Annotated in this window: 22 protein-coding genes; 16 read left to right on the top strand and 6 right to left on the bottom strand. The window is 69.5% G+C overall.

All coding sequences use genetic code 11. The annotated features are described in order from the left end of the window. Positions 1-117 precede the first annotated feature (117 nt). Positions 118-465: a YciI family protein gene (locus tag GNX95_RS11455; RefSeq protein ID WP_163507067.1), complete on the top strand. Its 348-nt coding sequence runs from the start codon at positions 118-120 to the stop codon at positions 463-465. Then, complete coding sequence (locus tag GNX95_RS11450; RefSeq protein WP_163507997.1) at positions 462-1,655, top strand: RNA polymerase sigma factor; 1,194 nt, start codon at positions 462-464, stop codon at positions 1,653-1,655. Before GNX95_RS11455 ends, GNX95_RS11450 begins: the two co-directional genes overlap by 4 nt. Here GNX95_RS11450 and GNX95_RS11445 read toward each other — a convergent pair. Then, positions 1,645-1,971: a putative quinol monooxygenase gene (locus GNX95_RS11445; protein ID WP_163507066.1), complete on the bottom strand. Its 327-nt coding sequence runs from the start codon at positions 1,969-1,971 to the stop codon at positions 1,645-1,647. The genes GNX95_RS11450 and GNX95_RS11445 overlap by 11 nt on opposite strands. 102 nt (positions 1,972-2,073) lie before the next feature. After that, positions 2,074-3,054 carry an ArsR/SmtB family transcription factor gene (locus tag GNX95_RS11440; RefSeq protein ID WP_163507065.1) on the bottom strand — a complete coding sequence of 327 codons (981 nt, stop codon included), beginning with the start codon at positions 3,052-3,054 and terminating at the stop codon, positions 2,074-2,076. A 296-nt stretch (positions 3,055-3,350) separates the two neighbouring features. Between GNX95_RS11440 and GNX95_RS11435 the strand changes: the two genes are divergently transcribed. The 7 genes from GNX95_RS11435 to GNX95_RS11405 all read left to right on the top strand — a co-directional run bounded on the left by GNX95_RS11435 (position 3,351) and on the right by GNX95_RS11405 (position 9,320). Beyond that, positions 3,351-3,971 carry a response regulator transcription factor gene (locus tag GNX95_RS11435; RefSeq protein WP_163507064.1) on the top strand — a complete coding sequence of 207 codons (621 nt, stop codon included), beginning with the start codon at positions 3,351-3,353 and terminating at the stop codon, positions 3,969-3,971. Positions 3,972-3,995: 24 nt separating this feature from the next. Next, on the top strand, positions 3,996-5,222 hold the full coding sequence (locus GNX95_RS11430; RefSeq protein WP_163507063.1) for a GAF domain-containing sensor histidine kinase: 1,227 nt from the start codon (positions 3,996-3,998) through the stop codon (positions 5,220-5,222). Between the two features lie 97 nt (positions 5,223-5,319). Beyond that, positions 5,320-6,288 carry a hypothetical protein gene (locus tag GNX95_RS11425; RefSeq protein WP_163507062.1) on the top strand — a complete coding sequence of 323 codons (969 nt, stop codon included), beginning with the start codon at positions 5,320-5,322 and terminating at the stop codon, positions 6,286-6,288. A gap of 32 nt (positions 6,289-6,320) precedes the next feature. Then, entirely contained in the window at positions 6,321-6,908 is a 588-nt protein-coding gene (locus GNX95_RS11420; protein ID WP_163507061.1) for a TetR/AcrR family transcriptional regulator, read from the top strand. Next, entirely contained in the window at positions 6,892-8,154 is a 1,263-nt protein-coding gene (locus tag GNX95_RS11415) for a cytochrome P450 (protein ID WP_163507060.1), read from the top strand. Before GNX95_RS11420 ends, GNX95_RS11415 begins: the two co-directional genes overlap by 17 nt. Positions 8,155-8,366: 212 nt before the next feature. Beyond that, positions 8,367-8,651, top strand: a complete 285-nt coding sequence (locus GNX95_RS11410) for a hypothetical protein (RefSeq protein WP_163507059.1) — start codon at positions 8,367-8,369, stop codon at positions 8,649-8,651. A 9-nt stretch (positions 8,652-8,660) separates the two neighbouring features. After that, positions 8,661-9,320 carry a response regulator gene (locus GNX95_RS11405; RefSeq protein ID WP_163507058.1) on the top strand — a complete coding sequence of 220 codons (660 nt, stop codon included), beginning with the start codon at positions 8,661-8,663 and terminating at the stop codon, positions 9,318-9,320. 3 nt (positions 9,321-9,323) lie between these two features. On the opposite strand, the gene pknB is transcribed toward GNX95_RS11405, so the two are convergent. Next, positions 9,324-11,006: a Stk1 family PASTA domain-containing Ser/Thr kinase gene (pknB, locus tag GNX95_RS11400; protein ID WP_163507057.1), complete on the bottom strand. Its 1,683-nt coding sequence runs from the start codon at positions 11,004-11,006 to the stop codon at positions 9,324-9,326. A gap of 156 nt (positions 11,007-11,162) precedes the next feature. Between pknB and GNX95_RS11395 the strand changes: the two genes are divergently transcribed. Continuing rightward, on the top strand, positions 11,163-12,188 hold the full coding sequence (locus tag GNX95_RS11395) for a hypothetical protein (protein WP_163507056.1): 1,026 nt from the start codon (positions 11,163-11,165) through the stop codon (positions 12,186-12,188). A 567-nt stretch (positions 12,189-12,755) separates the two neighbouring features. On the opposite strand, the gene GNX95_RS11390 is transcribed toward GNX95_RS11395, so the two are convergent. Continuing rightward, entirely contained in the window at positions 12,756-13,955 is a 1,200-nt protein-coding gene (locus tag GNX95_RS11390; protein ID WP_222853514.1) for a glycoside hydrolase 5 family protein, read from the bottom strand. Between the two features lie 91 nt (positions 13,956-14,046). Continuing rightward, positions 14,047-15,063, bottom strand: a complete 1,017-nt coding sequence (locus GNX95_RS11385) for a LacI family DNA-binding transcriptional regulator (protein ID WP_163507055.1) — start codon at positions 15,061-15,063, stop codon at positions 14,047-14,049. A 160-nt stretch (positions 15,064-15,223) separates the two neighbouring features. Between GNX95_RS11385 and GNX95_RS11380 the strand changes: the two genes are divergently transcribed. The 3 genes from GNX95_RS11380 to GNX95_RS11370 are packed head-to-tail and all read left to right on the top strand — an operon-like array spanning position 15,224 to position 18,302. Beyond that, entirely contained in the window at positions 15,224-16,510 is a 1,287-nt protein-coding gene (locus GNX95_RS11380) for an ABC transporter substrate-binding protein (RefSeq protein ID WP_163507054.1), read from the top strand. Positions 16,511-16,539: 29 nt separating this feature from the next. Beyond that, positions 16,540-17,457 (top strand): carbohydrate ABC transporter permease, encoded by a 918-nt coding sequence (locus GNX95_RS11375; protein ID WP_222853513.1) that lies wholly within the window; start codon positions 16,540-16,542, stop codon positions 17,455-17,457. Continuing rightward, the gene (locus GNX95_RS11370) at positions 17,454-18,302 is read left to right on the top strand and encodes a carbohydrate ABC transporter permease (RefSeq protein ID WP_163507053.1); all 849 of its coding nucleotides are present in this window, start codon (positions 17,454-17,456) and stop codon (positions 18,300-18,302) included. The genes GNX95_RS11375 and GNX95_RS11370 overlap by 4 nt, the downstream gene beginning before the upstream one ends. A gap of 115 nt (positions 18,303-18,417) precedes the next feature. Here the strand turns inward: GNX95_RS11370 and GNX95_RS11365 are convergent, their stop codons facing one another. Then, positions 18,418-20,223 (bottom strand): glycosyltransferase family protein, encoded by a 1,806-nt coding sequence (locus GNX95_RS11365; protein WP_163507052.1) that lies wholly within the window; start codon positions 20,221-20,223, stop codon positions 18,418-18,420. Between the two features lie 271 nt (positions 20,224-20,494). On the opposite strand from GNX95_RS11365, the gene GNX95_RS11360 reads away from it, so the two are divergent. From GNX95_RS11360 to GNX95_RS11350, 3 genes are all read left to right on the top strand, one after another. Beyond that, a complete protein-coding gene (locus GNX95_RS11360) occupies positions 20,495-22,174 on the top strand; it encodes a GMC oxidoreductase (protein ID WP_163507051.1) in 1,680 nt (559 codons plus the stop codon). Beyond that, positions 22,171-23,745 carry a patatin-like phospholipase family protein gene (locus GNX95_RS11355; RefSeq protein WP_163507050.1) on the top strand — a complete coding sequence of 525 codons (1,575 nt, stop codon included), beginning with the start codon at positions 22,171-22,173 and terminating at the stop codon, positions 23,743-23,745. Before GNX95_RS11360 ends, GNX95_RS11355 begins: the two co-directional genes overlap by 4 nt. 224 nt (positions 23,746-23,969) lie before the next feature. Further along, positions 23,970-24,278 (top strand): hypothetical protein, encoded by a 309-nt coding sequence (locus GNX95_RS11350; RefSeq protein WP_163507049.1) that lies wholly within the window; start codon positions 23,970-23,972, stop codon positions 24,276-24,278. Positions 24,279-24,280: the final 2 nt, after the last annotated feature.

Below are 24,280 nucleotides of genomic sequence, written 5' to 3'. Positions count from 1 at the left end.
CATCCCGTGGGGTGCCGAGGAGATTCATGTCGGCGAAAGTGTCCATCGGCGGCGACGGCCGTTCGTCCTTACTCTGAATGCCGGCGATCGGCGCCGGCGCGGACTATGGAGGAACGGATGCCGTTGTACGTGGCTCTCACCTACACCAAGGACGTCGACTGGTCGGCGCCGGAACAGGCCGAGGAGCTGAAGGAATACCAGGAGTTCGGCGCCGCGGCGGCTGCGGTCATCCGTGGCGGCCACGCGCTCTATCCGACCGCCACCGCCACCACCGTACGAGTGGCCGGCGGCAAGGGCGGCGACGTGGTCGCCAGCGACGGGCCGTACGCCGAGACCAAGGAAGCGCTCACCGGCTTCTACCTGCTGGAATGCGCTGACCTGGACGAGGCGGTGAAGGTCTCGGCCGGCCTGCCGGCGGCCTGGGACGGCGCCGTCGAGGTGCGTCCGGTCATCCCTCGCGTCTGACCGTGGAGGCCGTCGCGCGGCTGGTCCGCGACGAGGGCGTGCGCGTACTGGCGACGCTGATCCGCGTCACCGGCAACGTCGACCTCGCCGAGGACGCGACCCAGGACGCGGTCGTCCGCGCTCTGGAGACCTGGCCGCGCGACGGCGTGCCGGACAACCCGCGCGGCTGGCTGCTGGTGACCGCGAAGCGGCGCGCCATCGACGTCATCCGGCGTGAGGCGCGGCGCGCCGGCAAGGAGGCGGCGGCGATGGACTGGACGAGCGAGCCGGAGGACGAGCGTCCGGATCTCCTCCGGCTGGTGTTCACCTGCTGCCATCCGGCGTTGTCGCTGGACGCGCAGGTGGCGCTGGCGCTGCGTACGCTCGGCGGCCTGGCGACCGCCGAGGTCGCGCGTGGCCTGCTGGTGCCGGAGGCGACGATGGCCAAACGGCTCACCCGCGCCAAGCAGAAGATCCAGCGCGCGGCCATCCCGTACCGCGTGCCGGACGCCGACGAGCTGCCCGACCGGCTCGCCGGTGTCGCCGCGACCGTCTACCTGATCTTCAACGAAGGCTATTCGGCCGGCGGGGGCGCTGACCTGGTGCGCGTGGAGTTGACGGTCGAGGCGATCCGGCTCGCGCGGTTACTGGCCGAGCTGATGCCGGACGAGCCGACGGTCCTCGGCCTGCTGGCGCTTTTGTTGCTGCAGAACGCTCGCCGCGACGCGCGCGTCGGACCGTCCGGCGAGGTCGTTCTGCTCGCCGACCAGGACCGGTCGCGGTGGGACGCTCGCGCGATCAAGGAAGGCGTCGAGCTGGTCGGCGCGGCGCTGCGGCGTACGCCCGACCGGCCGAACAGCTATGTCGTCCAGGCCGCGATCGCCGCCTGCCACGCGCTCGCGCCGACCAACTGGGACACCATCGTGTCCTGGTATGACGTGCTGTTGTCCGTGCACGACACTCCGGTCGTACGGCTCAACCGTGCGGCGGCGGTCAGCGAGCGGGACGGCCCGGCGGCCGGACTGTCCATTGTGGACAGCATCGGTGATCTGCAGGCCTATCCCTGGTGGCACGCGACGCGAGCCGAGCTGTTGTGCCGCCTTGGTCGCGATGTGGAGGCACGTGCGGCGTACGAGGAGGCGTTGCGGCTGGACCTCAACGAACCCCAGGCCGCGCACCTGCGCCGCCGCCTCGCCGACCTCAGTCCTTGACGGCCATTTCGCCGAGCTCGGACCAGTCGTTCTGCTCCAGCGTCGTGTTCACGATCTTCGGAGTGGCGACCAGGTGCGGCGGCAGCGTCTGCTGTGCCTTCTTGAAATGGTCGGAGGTCACGTGCGCGACGCCGGCGTCGCCGTCCTTGAACGCCTCCACCAGCACGTACTCGGTGGGGTCGTCGAGGCTGCGAGACCAGTCGAACCACAGGCAGCCGGGCTCGCCGCGGGTCGCCGCGGTGAACTCGGCGGAGATCTCCGGCCAGCGGTCCGCGTCTTCCGGGCGGACCCTGAACTTCGCGGTAATGAAGATCATCTGTGCTGCCTCCAGTGCTGCGTACGAGAGCGCCTCCTGCGCCGATCACGGTATCCGAGCAGCCACCGGTCGCAACTGTCGCAATTTGCGACAGTCGACGGGTTAGTTAGGGAGACGGCGGTCCAGGACGGCCAGACCGAGTGCGGTCAGGTCGTGCCGCACCGACATGCCGTTGCGTCGCGTGGTGACCAGGCCGGCCTCGCGCAGCACGGTCGCGTGATAGCTGGCCGACGCGGGCGAGATCCCGGCGCGCCGGCCAAGCTCGGTCGTCGTACAGCCGTCGGCGGCGGCGACCAGGACCTTCGCTCTGGTCGGTCCGAGCAACGCGACCAGGGCCGTGCGGTCATCCGGCTCGCCGACCGGCTCGAGCCACCCGGGGATCTCGTTGACCGGATAGACCAGCACCGGCGGCAGCGAGTCGTCCTCCAGTACGGTTGGCGCGCCATAGCAGAAAAACGACGGGATCAGCCGCAGTCCGCGGCCGGCCAGCCGCAGCTCGCCGTCGACGTGCTGGCCGGTCAGCTCCAGCACCGGCGGCCGCCAGCGCAGGCTCGGATGCAGCGCGTCGAACAGGCCGGCGATGCCGCGGTTCATCAGGGTTTCGGCGCGTCTGGCGCGATCGCTGGCGACCGTGGCCTGCAGCATCTGCCAGCGCGGTTCGAGTACGGCCCGGTGGAAGTCCCGGATCGCCTTGGCGATGCCGCCCAGGGCCGCCTTGTCGCCGTCGGCGAGATCGCCGAGCCATGATCCGGTCGCCGACCGGCCTGCCTGCAGTTTTCCTATTTCCCGGCGTAACTGGCTGCGCGGCGTGGACATGATGGCGTCGATGCCGGCGTCGACGCCGCCGGCGCCTTCGGCCGGGGTGAGGAAATCAGGCGAGTAACCGCGCGGAGGCGCGAGTGCCAGCAGTCGTTTCGTCGCGGTGGTTATCGGGACCGGACCGGTCCACTGCTGGAACGCGGCCGACACCGGACGCGCGTTTATCAGGTGGAGAGCCAACAACACTTCCCAGAACGGATCTGGCGTGCGCGAAATCGTTATCTTGGCCAGATCCGCCGCGGAGAACTCGATGCGCAGGCTCATCGAGACGTTCCCGCGAACGTTCCCACACCAACGATCATCCCACATTTCGGCGCCGGGTAAGGAACGGTTGAAGCGCACCTGAGGCCTTCGAAGGCAGCCGAAAAGCTTGCCAGCGCCGGACCGTATCGGCAGCATGCCGATATGCCCGGGTCGGTGGGCGGTTTTCCGTGTTGGGGCCGGAAAGGCGTGACGACCCGCGGTCGGATCCGCGACGAAGCGTGGCCAGCCGCCGGCCGCCGATCGGCGGCCGGCCGTAATACACGGAATGCAGGGGTTCCATGGTGGATGTACTGACGATGACCAAGACTCGGCCGATCAGGGTGATGGTGGCCGAGGACCTGAACATGGTTCGCGGTGCGCTGGTCGCGCTGCTCGCACAGGAGGACGGCATCGCCGTGGTGGCCGATGTCGAACGAGGCGACGAGGTGTTGCCGGCGGCGCTGCGCAGCCGGCCGGACGTGGCCGTCCTTGACATGCGGCTGCCGGGCCTGGACGGGGTCGCCGCCGCGACCGCACTGGCCGAGCGGCTGCCGGACTGCCGGACGATCATGCTGACCGCCTGCTCCAGTCCGGCGCGCGTACGCGACGCGCTGGCCGTGCCGATCCGCGGCCTGCTCACCAAGGAGGCGCCGGCCAGCCAGCTGGCCAGCACGGTCCGCCGTGTGTACGGCGGCGAGTTCGTCCTCGACCCGGAGCTGGTCGGCGCGGCGCTGGAACGCGGCGAAAGTCCGCTGACCGTACGCGAGGCGCTGCTGCTGAAGGAGGTGGCCAGCGGTGCGCCGATGGTCGAGGTGGGGATCCGGATGCGGCTGTCCAGCGGTACGGTCCGCAACTACCTGTCCGCGGTGATCGGCAAACTCGGGGCGCGCAACCGCCTCGACGCCATCCGCATCGCACGCGAAGCTGGCTGGATCTAGCCTTCCTGGTGGCACACTGAGTGGATGACCGCACACGGTCTGGGATTGGCCGACCCGGAGCGCGAGAACGCGCTGCTGGTCGGCATCATCGAGGCGATCTCGGCCGGGCCGGCGATCGACGCGCTGGCCGCACGGGTGGCCGCGCTGATCGTCGCCGCGACCGCCACCGACGTGTGCTTCGTGCACGTACTGGACGACACCGACCGGTCGCTCACGCTGGCCGGCGCCACGCCGCCGTTCGACCGCGAGGTCGGTACGGTGAGCCTGCCGCTGGGGGAGGGGGTGGCCGGTTGGGCCGCTTATCACCAGCGGCCGGTTTTTATCATGGAAGGCAAGGAAAACGATCCGCGCTACCGGTATTTTCCGCAGCTGCGCGGCGAGGACTACACGTCGATGGCGTCGGTGCCGATGGCCAGCTCGCCCGGCGGCCTGGTCGGCGTCCTCAACGTGCACACGCGTGAGCGCCGCGAGTTCACCGTACGGGACTCGCGGCTGCTGACCTCGATCGGCAGCCTGATCGCCGGCGCCATCCACCAGGCCCGGATGCACCGCCGGCTGGCCGCCAGAGAACGCGCGCACGAGCGCTTCACCGAGCAGGTGATCGCGGCGCAGGAGGCCGAGCGGCGGCGGCTCGCCGGCGACATCCACGATGGCATCACGCAGCGGCTGTGCAGCCTGCGCTTCCACCTCGACGCGGCGATGGAGTCGCTCGGCGGCGACAACGCGGACCGCGACTTCGCCGCGACCCAGCTCGTACGCGCACACGAGCACGCCGATCTCACGCTGGCCGAGGCACGCGCGGCGGTCAAACATCTGCGGCCGCCGGTGCTCGACGACCTCGGCCTGGCCGACGGCCTGACCAGCCTCGCGCGGTCGGTGCCGGGTGTGGACGTACGCGTCGAGGTCGAGCAATGCCAGCTGCCCGAGCACGTGCAGATCGCGCTCTACCGGATCGCGCAGGAGGCGCTGCAAAACGTCGTCAAGCACGCCGGCGCCGGGCACGCCGAGCTCACGTTGCGGCACCGCGAGGCGGAGATCGAGCTGCGGGTCGCCGACGACGGCCGCGGCTTCGCCGAGGTGGCCGGCGGCTATGGCATGGGAAGCATGGCCGAGCGCGCCGAGCTGATCGGCGGCCAGCTCGACGTGGAGTCCCGCGTCGGTGTCGGTACGACCGTGGTCGCCACCGTGCCATGCGCCTCCCCCTCGACGATCCCCCGATCGGGGGATCGGTTTGGCGTGACGGACTGTTAGTCTGACTCGCTCAGGGTCCGGTTTCGATTGGTACGGACCCGATTCAGGTGATTGCAGGGCACCGTCGCCGCCATCTCCCGGCGAAGGGAGGCCCGCGATGATCACGCGTACCAGGCCACGGGCCGTCCTGCCGCTCACCGGACCGGTGACCGACCTTCGCGACTACCACCGGCGTGGGGGACTGATCGGCCTGGCGATCGCGCGTGAGCTCGGGTCGCGGTGGCTGGCCGCCGAGGTGTCCGCGTCGGGTTTACGCGGTCGCGGTGGTTCCGGATTTCCGGTCGCGACGAAATGGTCCTGCGCGCCACCCGGCGCAGCGGTCGTCTGTGACGACCGGTCGGACAAGGGCCGCTTTTTGTTGCGCTGCAACCCATACCAGGTCATCGAAGGCATGCTGATCGCGGCGGTCGCAGTGCATGCGACCAATGTTCGCATTGTCAGTCGCGAACAGCGATGGCGTGACGTGTTGTCGGAGATGGCCGGCGAGTTGCACGGTCTGGACGCACGTGTCGTCGCCGGTGCCACCGGCGTCGTCCATACCGCCGAGACTTTCGCGCACCTGCCGCGAATCGCGCGCAAAGGGGCCGACTGGTTCCGGTCGGCGGGTACGCCGTCGTCGCCGGGTGTGGCGGTCTTCGCCGTACGCGGCAACCTACGCCGGCCCGGTCTCTACGAGCTGCCGCTTGGCCGGCCGGCCTCCTCGCTGATCGACCGGGCCGGCGGTGCCGCGAACGGCGGTCGCGTCAAGGCGTTGTATCCGGCCGTGCCGGCCGGACCGCTGGTCGACCTCGACGTGCCGCTGGACTATGACGAGCTGCGGCTGGCCGGCTCCGCGCTCGGTGACGGCGCGTTCGTCGCGTACGACGACTCGGCCTGCATGGTCGCCGCGGCTCTGGCACACAGCCGGTCGCCGGCGCTGGCGCGCATCGAGGCCGGTGTCGGCGGCATGGCCGACCTGTACGCCGTACGGTCGTCGGCCGATCCAGTGGCACGCGCGGCCGCCGAGGTGTTCGACGAGGAGTTCTCGCGCCACCTCGGTCGCCGCTGCGCGGGTTGGCGGTGTTGACCAGAACTGAACGTCGATGTAAACACTGAACCATGAGTGTTCGACGGTCGTCGCCTGCCTCGTTGCTGGAGATCGCGACCGAGCAGCTGCTGGCCGACCCGTCCGCGTCACTGGCAGACGTGGCGCAGGCTGCCGGGATGAGCCGCACCAGCCTGCACAAGCGATATCCGACGCGGCGGGCGCTGCTGGTCGCGCTTGCTCACGATGCGCTGGACACGGTGGAGAAGGCGTTCGTGGATGCCGGGCTCGACGTCGATGGGCGAGAGGCGGCCGCGGCGCTGCGGCGACTGGTGACGATCCTCATTCCGCTCGGCCCCCGGCTGGAGTTCCTGCTGCGTGAGCGCACTCTGGACGCCGAGAAGGAGCTGCAGGCCCGCTATCTGGCCGTCGACCGGCCGGTCCTCAGGCTGGTCGAGCGCGGTCAGGCGGCCGGTGTCCTGCGCCAGGACCTGCCGAGCTGGTGGATCACCACCACGACCTTCAACGCGATCTACGGTGCGTGGGAGGCCATCGACCTGGGCTACCTGGCGCCACGCCTGGCGCCGGACCTGGTGCTGTCCAGCCTGCTGCGCGGCGTCGCCGGCGATCGTACGGAGGACGCCGATGACCTCGGTCGATGACCTCCGATTGGCCGTACGGTTGACCGCGCGGCGGCTGGCCACCTACGCCCTGGCCGGCCTCGGTGACGATGTCTGCCGGCTCGACATTGAGCGCTACATCGCCGATCCGTATCCGCTCTACGAGAGCATCCGCGCCAAGGGGCCGGTGTATCGCAGCCGCACGGGCTACTCGGCCGTCACCTCCCACGCGCTGTGTGCCAAGGTGCTCCGCGATCCGGGATTCGGTGTCCAGCGCGTGTCGACGTCGCAAGGCCCGATCGACGACACCTACCGTCCGCTGGCGGACGCGTTCCTCGGGCTCGATCCACCCGACCACACCCGCCTGCGGCGGCTTGCCGCACCGGCGTTCCGGCCGAAGCTGATGCAGGGCTATCGAGCCAGGGTGTACGCACTCGCGCATCGCCTGCTCGATGAGGCGCAGCGCAGAGCCTCGACCGACGGCGGCTTCGACCTGGTCGCGGATTTCGCCGCTCCACTGCCGATCGCCATCATCTGTGACCTGCTGGGAATCCGCGATGCCGATGCCGACCGGTTGGCACGGTGGGGAAAGGTCATCGGCCAGTCCTTGGACGGCATCCGCTCGGTCGCCTTCGCGCACGAACTGCGCGCGGCCAGTGCTGAGCTGACGGCGATGTTCGCCGAGCTGATCGAGCGCCGGCGTCGCCAGCCCGGCGAGGACGTCGTCAGCATGCTCATCGCCGCCGAGGCCGACGGCCGGCTCACCGTTCGGGAGCTGGTCGCGACCTGCCAGCTGTTGCTCATCGCCGGCTTCGAAACCACCGTCAACCTGATCGGCAACGCCACCCGCCTGCTGCTGGCACATCCGCGACAGTGGTCCCTTCTGCGCGAGGACCCCGATCTGGCCGTCGGAGTGGTCGAGGAGACGCTGCGCTACGAGCCACCCGTACAGCTCACCGAGCGCGTCAGCCACGCCGAGGTCGACTTGGCCGGCCGGCGCCTTCCGGCCGACTCGATGGTGCTGGTGCTCATCGCCGCCGCCAACCGCGACCCGGAGGTCTTCCCGGCCGCGGACCGGTTCGACATCACCCGTGAGCGCGGCGTCGAGCACCTGACGTTCTCCAGCGGAATTCACTACTGCCTTGGGGCACCACTCGCCCGGATGGAAGGTGAGATCGCGCTGCGCGTCCTCGCCGAACGGATGCCTCGCCTGCGGTTGTCCGGACCGGTGGGGCTGCGGCGCAGCCTGACGTTGCGAGGCCCGTGGCGGATGCCGGTCGCGGCGTGAGCTGATGGGGCCGGTGACAGCGTCGACGGTCGTACAGGTGCTCGCGATGGCCGCCGCCGACAGCATCGACCCCATCGCGATGATGCTGGTCACCAACGCGCTCGGCAGAGCTCACGGTTTTGCCGTGGCCGTCACCTTCGCCGGGGACAGAGCTGATCGCGAACATCGCCGCCGGCATCGCCATCACCGCGGGACTTCATGGCCTGCTACCGATGCGGGTCGACGGGCTCTCGTACCTGTGGCTCGTTCTCGGCCTGGCGCTGGTCGCGATCGGCTGCCACGGCCTGATCCGGCGCCGCCGGCCGCCGCCACTCCTGCCGCCGTCGCCGGTGGCGACGGTGCCCGTCGCTGTCGCCTATTACCTGACCGGACTGCCGTTCGCGGTGCTGATGTTCGCCGCGATTCTGAAGATCAGCGACGACATCGCCCCGATGCCGCGATCCTGGTCGCCCGAACCGGCACCCAGCTGCTCAGCCGTTGACAGCCGTAGGCCCTAAGCTCTGGTCATGTCGACGCCGCTGCGGCTGGTGCTCGTCGACGACCACGAGATGGTCCTCGAGGGCCTCAAAGCGGTGCTCGCGCGGTTTCGCGACCGCGTACGCGTGCTGGCGCAGGCGGTGACCGCTGACCAGGCCGAGGGGCTGGTCGCGGCGCTCGACCCGGATCTCGTCGTGACGGATTTGCGGCTGCGCGGGCAGTCCAGCGGCCTCGACCTGTGCCGGCGGCTGATCCAGGCGACGCCGAGCCGGCGCGTGGTGCTGCTCAGCGCGTACGACGACGAGCAGTATCTGTTCCAGGCCATCCGCGCCGGCGCCGCCGGCTATCTGCTGAAGTCGATCGGCGGCGACGAGCTGGTGCGGCAGCTGGAGCGCGCTGCCGACGGTGAGACCGTGGTCGATCCGACCATGGCCGGCCGCGCGGTCGCGTCGGCGGCGCGGCTGCAGTCCGGCGAGTACTGGCCAGGTGCGCACGTCGGGCTGACCCAGCGGGAGAGCGAGGTGCTGGGGTTTCTGGTCGCCGGCATGTCCAACCGCGCCATCGCGCGTGAGTTGGTACTGGCCGAGGAGACGGTGAAGACGCACGTACGCGCGATCTACCGGAAGCTGGACGTGAGCGACCGGGTAAGCGCGGTCGCGGTGGCGCTGCGCGAGGGGATCTTCCGCTGAGCGTCAGTTGCCGGAGTCGTCCCCGCCATCGCCGCTGTTGCCGTCGTTGTTCTTGTCGTCCTTGCAGCTCTTGCCACCGAGCAGCTTCTCCAGCTTGCGCATCAACGGCGAGCAGACGACGTTGTTGAGCTGCTGCGCGGGATCGGGCCCCTTGCTGATGACCACCTTGACGTCGGTGCCGCGGCGCAGCTTCGTGCCGGCCTTCGGATCGGTGGAGATCACCCGTCCGGCGGCGACCTTGTCGCTCCACGCCATGGAGGTCACCGGCACCAGCGTGGCGTTGCGGATCGCCTGCAGCGCGGTGTCCTGCGCCTTGCCGACGACGGATGGCACGGCGTGGCGCTCCGGCCCCTTCGACAGCACCAGCGTCACGACACTGTTGCGCTCCAGCCGCGTGCCCTGCGCCGGCCGCTGCGTGAGTACGTTGCCGGCCGGCACCTTCTCGTCGTAGGCGGCGGTGCCGTACTGGACACGCAGGTTCGTGTCTCGCAGCCGCGACTCGGCGAGTTCCTTCGAGAGACCCGTCAGCTGCGGCACGCTCGTGTAGCGCGACGCGGTCGACCACCAACCGATGCCGATCGCGAGGGCCAGCACGAGCAGCAGGGCGGCCGCACCGAGCAGCCACCAGCGCAGCCGCGACGGCACGCGCCGCGGTGGTGGTGGAGGCGGCTCGTCGAGGTCCGGTGGCGGGTCCTCGTGCACCGGCCGTTGGCGCAGGTACGCCGGTCGGGTCGGGCCGGCCGGCATGTCGTCGGGCCGGTAGATCAGCGTGTCATGGCGCGTCGGCTCGGTCGGCGCGCTGTTCGCCGCCGGCTCGGCGAGCCCGACGCGCAGCGTGTCGACCTCGTCGGCGTGTCCGCGCAGGTCGGCCAGCATCGCCGCGGCGTCCGCCGGCCGCTCGCCGGGCTCGCGCCGCGTCGCACGCAACACCAGCGTGTCGAGCTCCGGCGGCACGCCGTCGACCCGCTCCGACGGCGCCGGGATCTCGCCGTGTACGTGCTGGTAGGCCACCTGCACCGGCGAGTCACCCTGAAACGGCGGCTCGCCGGTCAGCATCTCGAAGAGCACGATGCCGGTCGCGTACACGTCCGCGCGCGGGTCTGAGTGGCCGGCGGTGACGATCTCCGGCGCCACGTACGCGACGGTCGCCATCATCACGCCCTTGGTGGTCTGCGCGCTCGCCTCGGCGACCCTGGCCAGGCCGAAGTCGGCGACCTTCACGGTGCCGTCCGGGGCGATCAGCACGTTTTCCGGCTTCACATCGCGGTGCACCATGTCGATCCGGTGCGCGGCGGCCAGGCCGGCCAGCAGCGGCTCCAGCACGGCGACCGCCTCGGCCGGCGTGAGCCGCTTGCGCTCGACCAGCAGCTGGCGCAGCGTCCTGCCGGGCACGTACTCCATCACCAGATATGCCAGGCCGTGGAAGCTGCCCTGGTCGTAGACGGCGACGACGTTGGGATGCGACAACCGCGCGATGCTCAGCGCCTCGCGGACGAACCGGTCGACGAACGACGGGTCGGCGGCGTACGCGGGATGCATGACCTTGACCGCGACGGTACGCTCCAGCCGGTTGTCCACCGCGTGGAAGACCGTCGCCATGCCACCGCGCGCGATCAGTCCGGTGATCTGGTAGCGCTGGTCCAGCACCATGCCCGGCTGGATCTCGGCAACGACCGTCTCACTCACGGGGGCCAGCATACGGGCCGTACGCACGGTGACGGCGTGCAGTCGACCAAGCGAATCTGTGCGAAATATCCCCGGAAAAAGCCGCAAACCCCTATACATCAGGCGGGATCTGTGGGACGGTCTGCGCCCGTGGCTTCCGGTGGAGGAGTGAGACAGATGGCCGAACGAAAAGCGCTGCTCCTGGGTACGCTGCCCGGCGCGTCGGCGGAGGAGGCGATGCGTGCGGCGGTCGACCGGCTCGGACCGCACCTGCGGCAGCTGCCGGACGGCGAGACCGGCGACCGGCGGATCTGGATCGTCGGCCTGATCAACAGCTTCCGCGACCATCCGGACCTGGAGGTCGCGCACGAAGGCGACTGGTCGGACTACAAGCATCAGCTCAACTACCGCGTACGCCGTGGCCACCAGCTGCGCGGCGAGTCGCTGGACCTCGGCTATCTGCACTGGTACCAGGTCAACCGGCCGGTCTTCGACCAGCTGGACACCGGACTGGACTTCCAGGTCGGCATCCCCGGCGACCTGGACATGACCATGTTCACCCTCGGTCCGACCCGGATGCTGGGCCACCGCGAGCCGTTCCGCGAGGCGACCGTGCGCGACATCACCGCGATCCACGCCGAGTCGCCGTCCGGTGTGGTCTATCAGGTGGAGGTGCCGGCCGAGACCGTCTTCGTCGCCAAGGCCGGCCCGCTCGGCGGCATCGTCGCCGCACGCCTGGCGGCCGGCCTGCACCGTACGGTCGCCGCCGCGCCGGACGGCACGAGCTTCGGCATCCACCTGTGCCTCGGCGACCTCGGGCACAAGGCGCTCAGCGGCCTGAAGTCGGCGGCGCCGCTCGTCCGCCTCGCCAACGCCATCGCCGACGGCTGGCCGGCCGGTCGGGAGCTGCGCTACGTTCACGCGCCGCTGGCCGCGGGCGAGGACCCGCCGGTCACCGACCGGGCCTTCTACGCGCCGCTGGCCGGACTGCGGCTGGCCGAGGGGACGCGGTTCGTCGCCGGTTTCCTGCACGAGGACCGTACGGTCGACGAGCAGCGCCGCCTGCTCGAGACGATCGACGGCATCGTCGGATATCCCGTCGACGTAGCGGCTTCGTGTGGCCTCGGCCGGCGAAGCGACGAGGCGGCCTTCGCGACGATGGACCAGGCTCGCGCCCTCTGCGAGGCCGAAGCCAACGCCTAGTGTCACGAATTTCAGACTCGGGACACTAGGTCAATAGTGACAACCCCATGATCAACAACTCGGGTGCGGGCGGCGGTTTCGCGGGGCTGAGTTTTCTGGGCTTGCTCGGTCACCTTGGGGAAGCACCCGTCGGCATGGACGCCAAACGATCGTGCTGGAGCGCGCCTAACGTGCGTAATACTTGTTTAACAAGACATCAAACCGGACATTTATTCTCGGGCGGCAGTCACAACAGCATTACTAGCGTCAATAGCCACACCCGCCACAGCATCCGGCGGTCGTGATGGTGTGACGGCCCCGTTACGTGCGTCCAGCGCACGTAACTCGACATTCACATCTTCACTGAACCTCACAAGACAGACGTTTAGCGTTACACAGGTCTTCTCGTCCCACATACTGGACCTTCCCGTCACCCACCGGGACGCCACCCACCCACCCCCACAACGCGACAACCATGAAACCCGACGAAACCCCCCACGTTACGCTGCCACGCCCGGCGGGTCCCGCCGCACCGCCAGACGACGTTTGGATCTCGCCTCTCATCCACGGGGGACTTCGAAACAGACCCTAGCTGGCGACTGCTGAGGATCGGGACGGAGGCAGGATCGCGACCGGGCCGGACTGGCGGCGGTGTGTCCAGGTGCGGTGAAACTCGCTGCCGGGGGCGAGCTGGTCGCGGGTGGCCGGATCGCGCGGATCGACCGGGCAGCTGATGCTGTCGCGCGCGACCGGCAGCGTCGGCGGCTCGTTCGCGGCCAGCGCCAGCACGTCGGCGACCGGCTTGCGTTGGTGGTCGACGGTGAACAACCCGAGGCTATACTCGCGCCGCGGAAAGTCGAGTAGCCTCGGGTCGATGTCGTGCGAGCACCACCAGGTGATGCCGCACAGCGCCGGGTTCGCGCGTACGGCGTCGATCGTCGCGTGCGCGAACGCTGCGGCGGTGTCCGGTGGGATGTCCGGCTCGGCCGCGCCGACCTCCTGCAACCACACGGCACGGTCCGGCTGGCCGGCCGCCGCGGCCAGCTCCACCAGATAGTCGGCGTGCGTCGTGGTCGCCGGTCCGAGCGGCGCGTCGAGGCCACCGACTCCGTTGAACGTCCAGGAATGCACGGTCGTCACGTCGCCGAGGTCGACGGCGGCGGACTGCGGAAACGGATGCGCCGGGTCATACCAAACGTCGTCGTAGAAGGACGTCAGGCAGGCGACATCCGGCGCGGCGGTGCGGACGGTCTCGACGAGCTCGGCGGTGAAGTCGTACGTGCCCTCCAGCGTGGTGGCATTCGCCGGCCACAGGTTGTTGACCTCGTTTCCCAGCGTTATCGCGAAAACGTTCGGCCGGCCGCTGACCTCGCCGGCGACCGCACGCGCGTACGCCTTGATGCCGGCGCGCGCCGTCGCGTCGGTGAACAGGCTCGCCTGGTGCCAGGTGAGCAGCCAGGACGGCACGAAGTCGAAACTCGACAGATGTCCCTGCAGAAGGTCGACGGCGACGGCGAGGTCAAACTCGGCGGCGCAGTCGATGAGTGCGAGTACGTCATCGACGGCCCGCCTGCGGATCAGGCCTCTGTTGGGTTGGATCCACGGCCAGATGGGGAAAATCCGTATGTGGTCGAGGCCGATCGAGGCCAGGTCGGCGAAATCGCGGCGGGCGTTGTCGGCGTCGAAATCCAGCCAGCTGTAGAACCAGCCGGCCGACGGCACGTAGTTGGCGCCGAGCATCGGCGCGCGTCCTGTCTCGCCGATTCGCAGCAGCCGTTCCGACGACACCGGCGCGCACCCTTCAGCCAACGGCCGGCACCGCGCGCGGCCGACCAGAACACTAAAGCGATTTAGTAATCTCGGCAAGTGCCGGCACCGGTCAACCGGCCGGCGGCGCCGTGCTCTCGCGTACGACCAGCTGCGGCGTGGCCAGCTTGAGGCTGGCGATCGCCTCCCCCTCGATGACGGTCAGCAACGTCGTCGCGAGCAGCTCGCCGACCGCGAAAGTGTCGCGCGTCAGCGCGGTCAGCGCCGGATGCATGAGCCGCGCGAGCAGCGAGTCGTCGAACGACACCACGGAAAGGTCCTCTGGCACGCGCAGGCCCATCTCCAGCGCGACGCCGAGTCCGGCGACCGCCATGATGTCGCTGTCGTAGACGATCGCGGTCGGCCGTGGCCGGTTGGACAGCAGCCGGCGGGTCGCGGCGGCTCCTTCGGCGTCGCTGAAGTCGGTCGGCCAGGACCGGGCGTCGGCCAGCTCGAGCCGGCTCGCCGCGCTTTTGAGCGCGCGGATCCGGCGCTGCGTGTGCCACAGCTCCGGCAGGCCGGCGATGTGCGCGATCCGCGTGTGGCCGAGCGCCGCCACGTACTCGACGATCTGCAGCATCGCCTCGCGGTCGTCGATCCACACGTTTGGCAGCGAGCCGTGCTTTCCGGGGCCGCCGAAGACCAGCGCCGGCAGTGTCGAGCGCTCCAGCTCCTCGATCCGCGGGTCGCGGGCGCGCAGGTCGAACACCACCACGCCGTCGACACGGTTTTCCGAGCGCCAGCGCCGATAGACCGCCGCCTCGGCCTCGATGTCCTCGACCACCAGCAGCTGCAGGCCGACTCCCCGGGTGGACAGGCCGGCCTGCAGGCCGGACACCATCTGGGCGAAGAACGGCTCGACGCCGAGCGTACGGGCCGGCCGCGCGGACACCAGGCCGACCATGTTGGCCTTGGACCCGCGCAGCGCGCGTGCGGCACTGTGCGGCCGCCATCCCATCTGCTCGGCGATCGCCAGGATCCTGCTGCGGGTCGCCTCGCTGACCCCTGGCCGGCCGTTGAGCGCGAAGGACACCGCACCTTTGGACACGCCGGACCGGCGCGCGATGTCGCCGATCGTCGGCCGTGCCATCTGGGTCCCTTTGCTGAGTCGAGTGAAGATCCGAGCCCGGTCATCGTACGCGCCGTGACCGCCCGGACGGCCTTGACAGGCCTGTGTGCGCGGCGCCATAGTGCGGCAACTAGATCAGTTTAGCTCCGCCTCCGGACGTCGTCCCGAGAGAGGAAGAATCATGCGCGGCAAACCCTGGCTCGCCGCGGTGGCAGCCATCCTCCTGTCCGGCGGCCTCGCCGCGTGCGGCATCGGCGGCGGCTCCGGCGGGGATCAGGCGGTCGCCACCGGCGGACCGCTCAAGGGCGAGATCACTTTTCAGACCTGGTCGCTGAAAAATGACAAGTTCACGCCGTATTTCAGCAAGCTGGTCGCCGATTTCCAGCGCCAGCACCCCGGCACGAAGATCAACTGGATTGACCAGCCGGGCGACGGCTATCCGGACAAGGTCTCCAGCCAGGTCACCAGCGGCAGCCTGCCGGACGTGGTCAACCTGCCGCCGGACATCGCGTACGCGGTGCAGCAGGCCGGCGGATTGCTCGACCTGTCCAAAAACGTGCCGACGCTGGCGAAGGACTACGTGCAGAGCGGCCTGAGCGCGTACAAGTATCCGGCGGCCACCGGCACGTACGCTTTCCCGTGGTATCTCGGCACCGACGTGAACTACTGGAACAAGGCGTTGCTGCAGAAAGACGGTCTCGATCCGGCCAGGCTGCCGACCACTCTCGACGAGCTGATCGCGCAGGCCAAAACCATGCACGACCGGTCCGGCGGCAAGGACTACCTGATGAGCCGCGCGCCGGGATTGATCGACATCGTCAACTCCGGCACCAAAATCGTCAGCGACGACGGCAAGAAGTTCGTCTTCGACACGCCGGCCGCGATCGCCGTCGTCGACAAGTACGCCGCCGCGTACAAGGCCGGTTATCTGCCGCGTGACGTGCTGACCAAGACCTACGAGGGAAACTCGGCGCTGTTCGTGAAGCAGGTGGTCGGCTGGACGACCGGCACGGGTAACTACATCCAGAGCACCGCGCAGACCAACCCCAACCTGGCCAAGCAGATCGTCCCCAGCAAGGCGATCGGCACGCCGCCGCTGTACGTCCAGGGCATTTCGGTGTCGGCGAAGAGCAAAAACGCGCCACTGGCACTTGCTTTCGCGCTGTACGTGACGAACAACGCCAACCAGGAGGCGTTTATCAAGCTGGCACCGGGATTCCTGCCGGGCACGGCGGCGGCCGGCTCGGACCCGGCATACAGCAAGAGCGACGGCACGCCGGCCGGCGACGCCGGTGTGCTCGCGTACGAGTCGCTGAAGACCGCGGTCAACGTCACTCCGCCGATGTGGACGAGTGCGATGGACACCTACTTCAGCCAGCAGGTCGCCTTGGCCATGACCGGCAAGCAAACCGCGAAGCAGGCGCTGGACAACGCGGTGGCCAAGTGCAACCAGCTGCTGGGTAGCTGAGCGCTTTGGCCGTGCTGAAGGAAGAACGGGTGGCGCTGCCGCGGCGCCACCCGTCCGCTCGGTCGCGGTCGGTGTCGCTGCACCGCTGGTTCACGCCGTGGGTCCTGGTGATCCCGGCGGTGCTGTGGCTCGCGATTTTCAGCCTGTGGCCGGCGATCAACACGTTCGTGCTGTCGTTCAGCAACGTGCGTACGCTCACCGGCGGCCAGTTCGTCGGCCTGCGGAATTACCTGCAGATGCTGGCCGACCCGCAGTTGCACGACGCGGTCTTCAACACCGTGCTCTACATGGTGGTCTGCATTCCGCTGCTGACATTTTTGCCGCTGTTGCTGGCATTGCTGGTGGAGAAGCAGCTGCCGTTCATCGGCTTCTTTCGCACCGTCTTCTATTTCCCGGTGATCGCGTCGGCGGTCGTCGTCGCGCTGATCTGGCAGTGGCTGCTGGACGACCGCGGTGTGATCAACGGCCTGGCGCAGTCGATCGGCCTGGTCCACGGCGCGGTTCCTTTCCTCACCGACCGGTGGCTGTTGTTGTTCAGTGCCATCGCGCTCACGGTGTGGAAAGGTCTCGGCTATTACATGATCATTTTCCTGTCGGCGCTCGGAAACGTACGCCGTGACCTGCACGAGGCGGCGGCGGTGGACGGCGCCGGCCTGGTCCGCCGGTTCTGGACGGTCACGGTGCCAGGCGTACGTGCGACGATGACGCTGGTCGCCGTACTGATCTGCGTCAACGCGATGCGGATCTTCACCGAGCTCTACATCCTCGGCGGCTCGACCGGCGGCGTCGGCGGACAGGACGTGTCGATCGTGATGCTGATCCAGGGCGCGGCATCGGGCAGCAACGGCCAGTTGGGATACGCGTCCGCGCTCAGCGTTTTCCTCTTCGTCATCACGGTCGGCCCGATGATCGCGCTGGCCAGGCTGAACAGGTCGGCCGACCGATGAGCCGCTCGCGTACCTTCGGAAAGTCGACGCCGGCCGGCATCGTTGCGCGCTATCTGACATTGTTGGCCGTGCTGGCGATCACCATCGGACCGCTGCTGTGGGAGCTGTCCACCTCGCTGAAGGCCAAGACCGAGGACGTTTTCACCGCCACGCTGCGGTTTCTGCCGTCGCAGCCGACGCTGCAGAACTACGCCGAGGTGGCGCGTACGATCCCGGTCTGGCAGTTTGCCGCGAACTCGATCGTGGTCGCGGTTTTCTACGTCGGCGGCAACCTGGTCGGCGCGACGATCGCCGGTTTCGCCCTGGCGCGGCTGAGGTTTCGCGGCCGGAAGCTGGTTTTCGGCCTGTTCCTGTCGACTTTGGTGCTGCCGGCCGAGGTGACGATCATCTCGCAGTTCCAGACGATCGTGAAGCTCGGCCTGGCCGACACCCTGCTCGGTGTCGCGCTGCCGTCCATGATCGGCGCGCTCAACGTTTTGTTGCTGCGCAACGCCTTCATGGCCATCCCGCCGGACATCGACGAGGCCGCGATCATCGACGGCGCGAACGTCTGGCAGCGCCTGGTCCACATTGGACTGCCGAGCGTGAAAGGCATCCTCAGCGTGGTGGCGATCCTGTCGTTCATCGGAGCGTGGGACGACTTCCTGTGGCCGCTGCTGGTGCTGCAGAGTCCGGACAAGCTGACCCTGACCGTCGGCCTGGCGTATCTGCACAGCACATTCTCCGCCGACCCGCGGACCATCGCCGCCGGAGCGATGATCGCGTTGCTGCCGATTGTGGTGCTATTTGTTGCGTTACAGCGGTTTTTCTTTCGAGGTGTCGGCGAAGGCGCCGTCAAGGGCTGACTCCTGCGGCGGTGGCCGGCGGCCCCCTCCGAATCGAATGTGCAGATGGGGACCACTTTCGGCGGCAAAAGTGGCCCCCATTTGCACATTCGAGGCAACCACAAAGAGGGTGAGGTCAGGAGGCGAGGGTGCGTACGTCCCAGAGCCAGGTGTCGCCGACGCGTTTTGGAGAGAAGCCGACCAGCTCGGTGGTCGCCTGCTTCAGTGCGTCCTCGTGGTTGGCTTTCGGCAGTACGATCACGGCCGCCCGCCAAAATCGTAGGTCGGTCACCGCCTGCGTACGCATGGCCGGGGTGATGGGCGGGACCACGCCGGTGGAGTACACGGAGTTGATCAGCGTCGACGTAGGCCGCGGCGGCGACGTGAAGATTCCCCAGCGTTTGGCCGGGTCGCCGGACGGGCCGAGGAAATAGCCGTGGGTGATCCGGAAGCTCAGTCCAGCGGCGGCGGCCCACTGTTGGGCGTCGGGGATGCCGGAGCGCGATGGCGGCAGGATCAGTGCCGAACGGTCGGCTGGCACCAGTTTGGCGAGTTGGCCGCTGGCGATCAGCTCCGGCGCGGGGTGCCGCGCGGCGGTCGGCAGTGGTGTCGGCGCGACCGGGACGAGCGCGGCGACGATGAAGATCGGGATGGCCCACTGCGTCACCGAGCGAGGCGCGAGAGCGGCGGTCGATCGCCAGCGGTCCCAGGCGATGGCCAGTACGATCCCGATCGCCGGCACGACGACGAGCGCGAAGCGGGTCGGCACGATCGAATCGAACAGGGGCACGTGCCGCATCAGCATCCACGGTCCCGGCAGGATCGCCCGACCGTGCCAGAGGACCCACGGGCCGAGTGCGCACAGTGCCGCGACGACCGCGACCACGGCGAGCGCGATGACCGTACGGTTGCGGCGCAGCCAGGCCACCAGAGCGACGAAGAGGATCAGCAGCGGCCAGCCGAAGAAGGCGTTCTCCTCGGTCGGTCCGGACGCGAGGCCGCGTACGCCGGCGGCCGTGCCGGCCAGCGACTCGCGCGCGAAGGCCGGGAAGGCGCCGAGGTCCGCGCCGTACTCCTGGATGTCCGGCCGCAACCCGTGATAGGCCTGCGGACCGAAGAACTGGAACCACAGCGGATACGCGAGCAGCGCGACCGCCAGCACGCCGGCGACGCCGAGGCCGGTGACGAACGGCTTCCACCGGCGCCGCAGGTCGGGCCGCAGGATCGCGATGAGTACCGTGAAGGAACCCACCCCGAGCGCGGTCAACAGCAGCGTCTCCTCGCCGATGAAGGCTTCCCAGGCGATCAGCAGGCCGAGGACGACGCCGGAGCGTACGGACCGGCGCACGGAGTCCGCGTCGGTGAGCGCGAGCGTACGCCAGACGATCAGCGGCACCAGGAAGCTCACCGACATGTGCAGGTGTGCGTTGCTCTGCGAGATCATCCCTGGCGCGAAAGCGCAGAACGCGGCGCCGAGGAAGGCCGCCGAGCGGGACCGGACCAGCCGCCGGGACAGCAGGAAATACCAGCCGGTCGCCGCGCCGGCGAAGCCCAGCACCAGCAGCACCGCGAAGGTCACGTGCGGGCCGAACAGCCAGGTCACCGGTGCGAGCGGGACCGAGACGCCGAGCACCGAGGTGTTGGCCATCAGGTTCACGCCGTCCGGCACGTTCAGCCGGTCCGAGAACAGCGGGTTGCCGCCGTGCGCCACGAAGTACGCGCCGTGCGCGAGCATCCACTCGAACAGTGACTGGTCGCTGGGGTTGGAGCCGAGCGTGCGGTCCGGCAGGTGGACCCACAGCCGCGCGGTGACATAGAAGCCGGCCAGCACGTACGCGACGACGGCGCCGATGTCCCACCAGCGTCCGCCGGCCGGTGCGCCGGGACCGGACCCGGTGGTCTCGGTGCGTACGGTCTCGGTCGTCTCGGCCTGCGTCCCCATAGGCGGCCGAGCCTATCCGACAGCTCCCGCGTCACGAGGTGGCGGCACGGACGTACGGTGACCGTGCGGACCGGATCGGGGCCGTTGGTACCGGTCAGCGGCACATTCGGGGCCCGGCCGGCCGCCGTGCGGCATCCTGGACCCGACCGCCGGGGACATCGGTGGGGGATTTGGCTGTATCAGGGGGAGCCCCTGCCGCGTCATAGGTGACAAGGACCGGGACGGAGGCGTGGCGCACGCGCCGGCCCGGTCAGGCGACAGGGGTGGAGAAATGGCGCGTGTATCCGGCCACGGGCAGGACGGTGCGGTGCGGTGGGTCGACGCGGTCGTCGTCGGCTCCGGGTTCGGCGGCGCGGTCGCGGCCTGCCGGCTGGCCGAGGCCGGCCGGTCGGTGTGCGTGCTGGAGCGAGGCAAGACCTATCCGCCCGGCTCGTTCCCGCGCCGGCCGGACGAGATGGCCCGCAACTTCTGGGACCCCAGCGAAGGCATGCAGGGGTTGTTCGACATCTGGTCCTTCCGCCGGCTGGAGTCGATCGTGGCCAGCGGGGTCGGCGGCGGCTCGCTGATCTACGCCAACGTCATGCTCCGCAAGGACGAGCGGTGGTTCGTACGCGACACCGGCCCGGCCGGCGGTTTCGAGTCGTGGCCGGTGACCAGGGAGGACCTGGAGCCGTGGTATGACCGCGCCGAGAAGATGCTCGGCGCCACCGGCAACCCGTATCCGCACACGGACCGTACGCCGAAGACACAGGCGATGCGCAAGGCCGCCGGCCAGCTGGGGATGGACTGGTTCCGGCCGCCGCTGGCGGTCACCTTCCACGCCGAGGGTGGCCGGCCGGGCGACGCGGTGCCGGACTCGTCGGACAATCTCCACGGCGCGCAGCGGCAGTCCTGCCGGCTCTGCGGTGAGTGCGACTTCGGCTGCAACTTCGGCGCGAAGAACAGCCTCGACTTCACCTATCTGAGCGCGGCCGTACGCGCCGGCGCGGAGATCCACGACCGCAGCGAGGTCAAGGAGTTCTTCCCGGTCGATGGCGGCTACGAGGTGCGCTACGTGCGCCATCATGCCGAGAACGAGGGGATCCGGCGCGGCTCCGGCCGGCAGCCGCGGCACGTCCTGCGCTGCCGTTCGCTGATCCTCGGAGCCGGCACCTTCGGCTCGACGTACCTGCTGTTGCGCAACCGCGACTCGCTGCCCAACCTCAGCTCCGCGCTCGGTACCCGGTTCTGCGGCAACGGCGACCTGCTCGGCCTGGTGCTGGAGAGTCCCGACACGCTCAACGCCTCGACCGGTCCGGTCATCACCAGCACCATCCGCGTGCCCGACACGCTCGACGGCGGTAACGGTCGTGGCTACTACATCCAGGACGGCGGCTTCCCCGGTTTCGTGGACTGGATCGCCGAGACCGGCGGCGTGATCGGGCCGAGCAAGCGGATCGCGAAGTTCGCGATGGAACGGCTGATGCACAAGCTCGCCGGCGGTCCGCGGCAGAGCCAGATCGGTACGCAGATCGCCGGCCTGGTCGGCGACGGCCGCTTCTCCTCCGGAGCGCTGCCGCTGCTGGGCATGGGCCGCGACGTTCCCGACGGCCGGCTGCGGCTGGAGCAGGGCCTGCTGGAGCTGGACTGGTGCGACGACACCTCGCGCGACTATTTCGCCCGCGTGGAGGCGTCGATGGCCGCGATCGCCGAGCAGCTCGGCGGCCGGTTCGTGATCAACCCGACGCGGCACATGCACCGGATCATCTCGCCGCATCCGCTGGGCGGAGTGCCGATGGCGACCGACCCGGAGCACGGCGTCGTCGACGCGTACGGCGAAGTGTTCGGTCACCCCGGCCTCTACGTGGTGGACGGCTCGGTGATGCCGGGGCCGGTCGGCGCCAACCCGTCGCTGACCATCGCGGCGCTCTCGGAACGGTTCACCGACCACCTGCTGGAGCCGGCGGCATGACGGTCCCCAAGCCCCGCGGCGAGAGCAGCCCGCCGGTCCGCCGCGCGCTGATCATGGCAGGTGGCGGCCTGAAGGTCGCCTACCAGGCCGGCGTGCTGCAGGTGTGGCTGGACGAGGCCGGCATCGAGTTCGACCTGGCCGACGGCGCGAGCGGCGGCACGCTGAACCTGGCGATGTGGTGCCAGGGGATGACCGGCACCGAGATCGCCGACAACTGGCGCGCGTACCAGCCGCTGCTGGCCGGCACGCCAAACGTACGCGGCCTCCTGCACGGTCCGTGGAGCCCGTCGCTGCTGAGCTTCGGCGGCCTGCGCCGGTTTGCGCTGCCACGCTTCGGCCTGGACTGGCACGCCATCCGGGCGACGGGCCGCGAGGCGACCTTCAACCTGTTCAACGTCACCAAGCAGGAGCACGAGGTCCGGCCGGCGGCCGAGATGACCGAGGACCTGCTGCTGTCCGCGATCGCGCTGCCGATGTGGTTTCCGCCGGTACGCAGCGGCGGCGACACCTACATCGACGCGGTCTTCGCCTGCGACGCGAATCTGGAGGAAGCGATCCGGCGCGGCGCCACCGAGCTGTGGGTCGTCTGGTCGGTGAGTACGCGCGGCACGACGCCGCCGGGCTTCGTCGGGTCGTACTTCACCATCATCGACGCGGTCGCCAACTCGCGGCTGAAGGCGATGCTGGACCGGATCGAGCGCAGCAACGCCGCGATCGACACCGGCCGGCCGGGTGAGTTCGGCCGCCGGGTCACCGTGCACGTGCTCTCCGCCGAGGTGCCGCTGCACTATCTGCTCAACTTCCGCAAGTCCAGCTTCGAGCACGCGGTCGAGCTTGGCATCCGCGACGCGCGCGCGTGGTGTGCGCGCAAAGGCATCCCGACCGCGCGGCCGGCGCCGGGGCCGGTGCCGGCGGTCAGCAGCACGTCGTCGCTGGACGCGGTGAGCTTCCACGAGGTCATGAGTGGCACCGTACGGCTGGACCGACCGCCGGCCGGGCGGCCGGCGCGGCTCGCGCTGGAGATGGACGTCGTCGTGAAGGACACGGCGCGGTTCGTACGCGACCCGGAGCACGTCGCGTCGGTCTCCGGCACGGTCCGGTGCGCGGCGCTCGGCGGCGAGCTGGCGATCCGCGAAGGCACCTTCAACATCCTGGTCGACACCTCGTTGCAGCCGAACGTACCGACCGGCACTCCGCCGACCAAGCTGATGGTCTATGACCTGCGGGTCACCGACGCGAACGGTCGTGACCTGGAGATCCACGGGGTGAAGACGGTCCGGCACGACACCGGCTGGGACATGTGGCCGGACACGACCCGGTTGGTCACCGAGGTGCGCGCCGACGACGGACGGGTCGTCGCGGCCGGTGTGCTGAAGCTGACCATGGCCGGGTTCCTGCGCCAACTGGCCAGCTTCCGTGCCACCGCCGGATCGCCGGCCGAGCAGGCCGCCGCGCTGGGCCGCTTCGGTGCCTTCTTCCTCGGACACCTGTGGGAGGTCTACCGGAAGCGCTATCGCAGCACCGGCGGGCCGGTGCCGCTGCCGCGGTGGCTGCGGAAAGTCGCCAGATGAGCGGCGGTTGGAGCGGCCAGCCGCTCGTGGCAGCGGCGCGACAGCCAGGTAATGCGCCCGGAGACCTCCCCATCAGGAGGACTCCGGATGAGCTCGACAGGGTCGGGGTGTACGACGCCCCACGGGGGACCTTGCGAGCGCCTGGCGGGGTCCCTGTGGAGTCGCCTGGTGGACTCGGGGGCGGTTTCGCGGGGACCTCGCCGCGGTCGTACGACCGTGTGAACGTGCCGGCGGACAGCGCCGCCGGCGGAGACGGTCCCGCGGGGCCGTCCGGCCGGCGTGGGGAGGTCCCCGCGGGGACGCCGGCCGGCAACGGGGGCGGCTCCGCGGGGGCACCGGCCAGCGTTCGGTTGGGGGCCATCAAGAGAGCCATCGACGCTGGCCGGCCGGGGGCGATGGCCGGTGGCGGCCGGCACGGGGCGGCCGCCACCGGGCCTGATCCGAGCCGGCGGGTCATCCTGGTGGACCGCGCCGGTGAGCGGCTGCGGTCAGGTCGTGCCGCCGCCGGCGTACGGTCGTGGTCGAGCCGGTGAGG

Source organism: Fodinicola acaciae (assembly GCF_010993745.1).
GTDB lineage: Bacteria > Actinomycetota > Actinomycetes > Mycobacteriales > HKI-0501 > Fodinicola > Fodinicola acaciae.
Note: the sequence above shows the minus strand (reverse complement) of the source record. Positions and strands in the feature narration are given on the sequence as shown.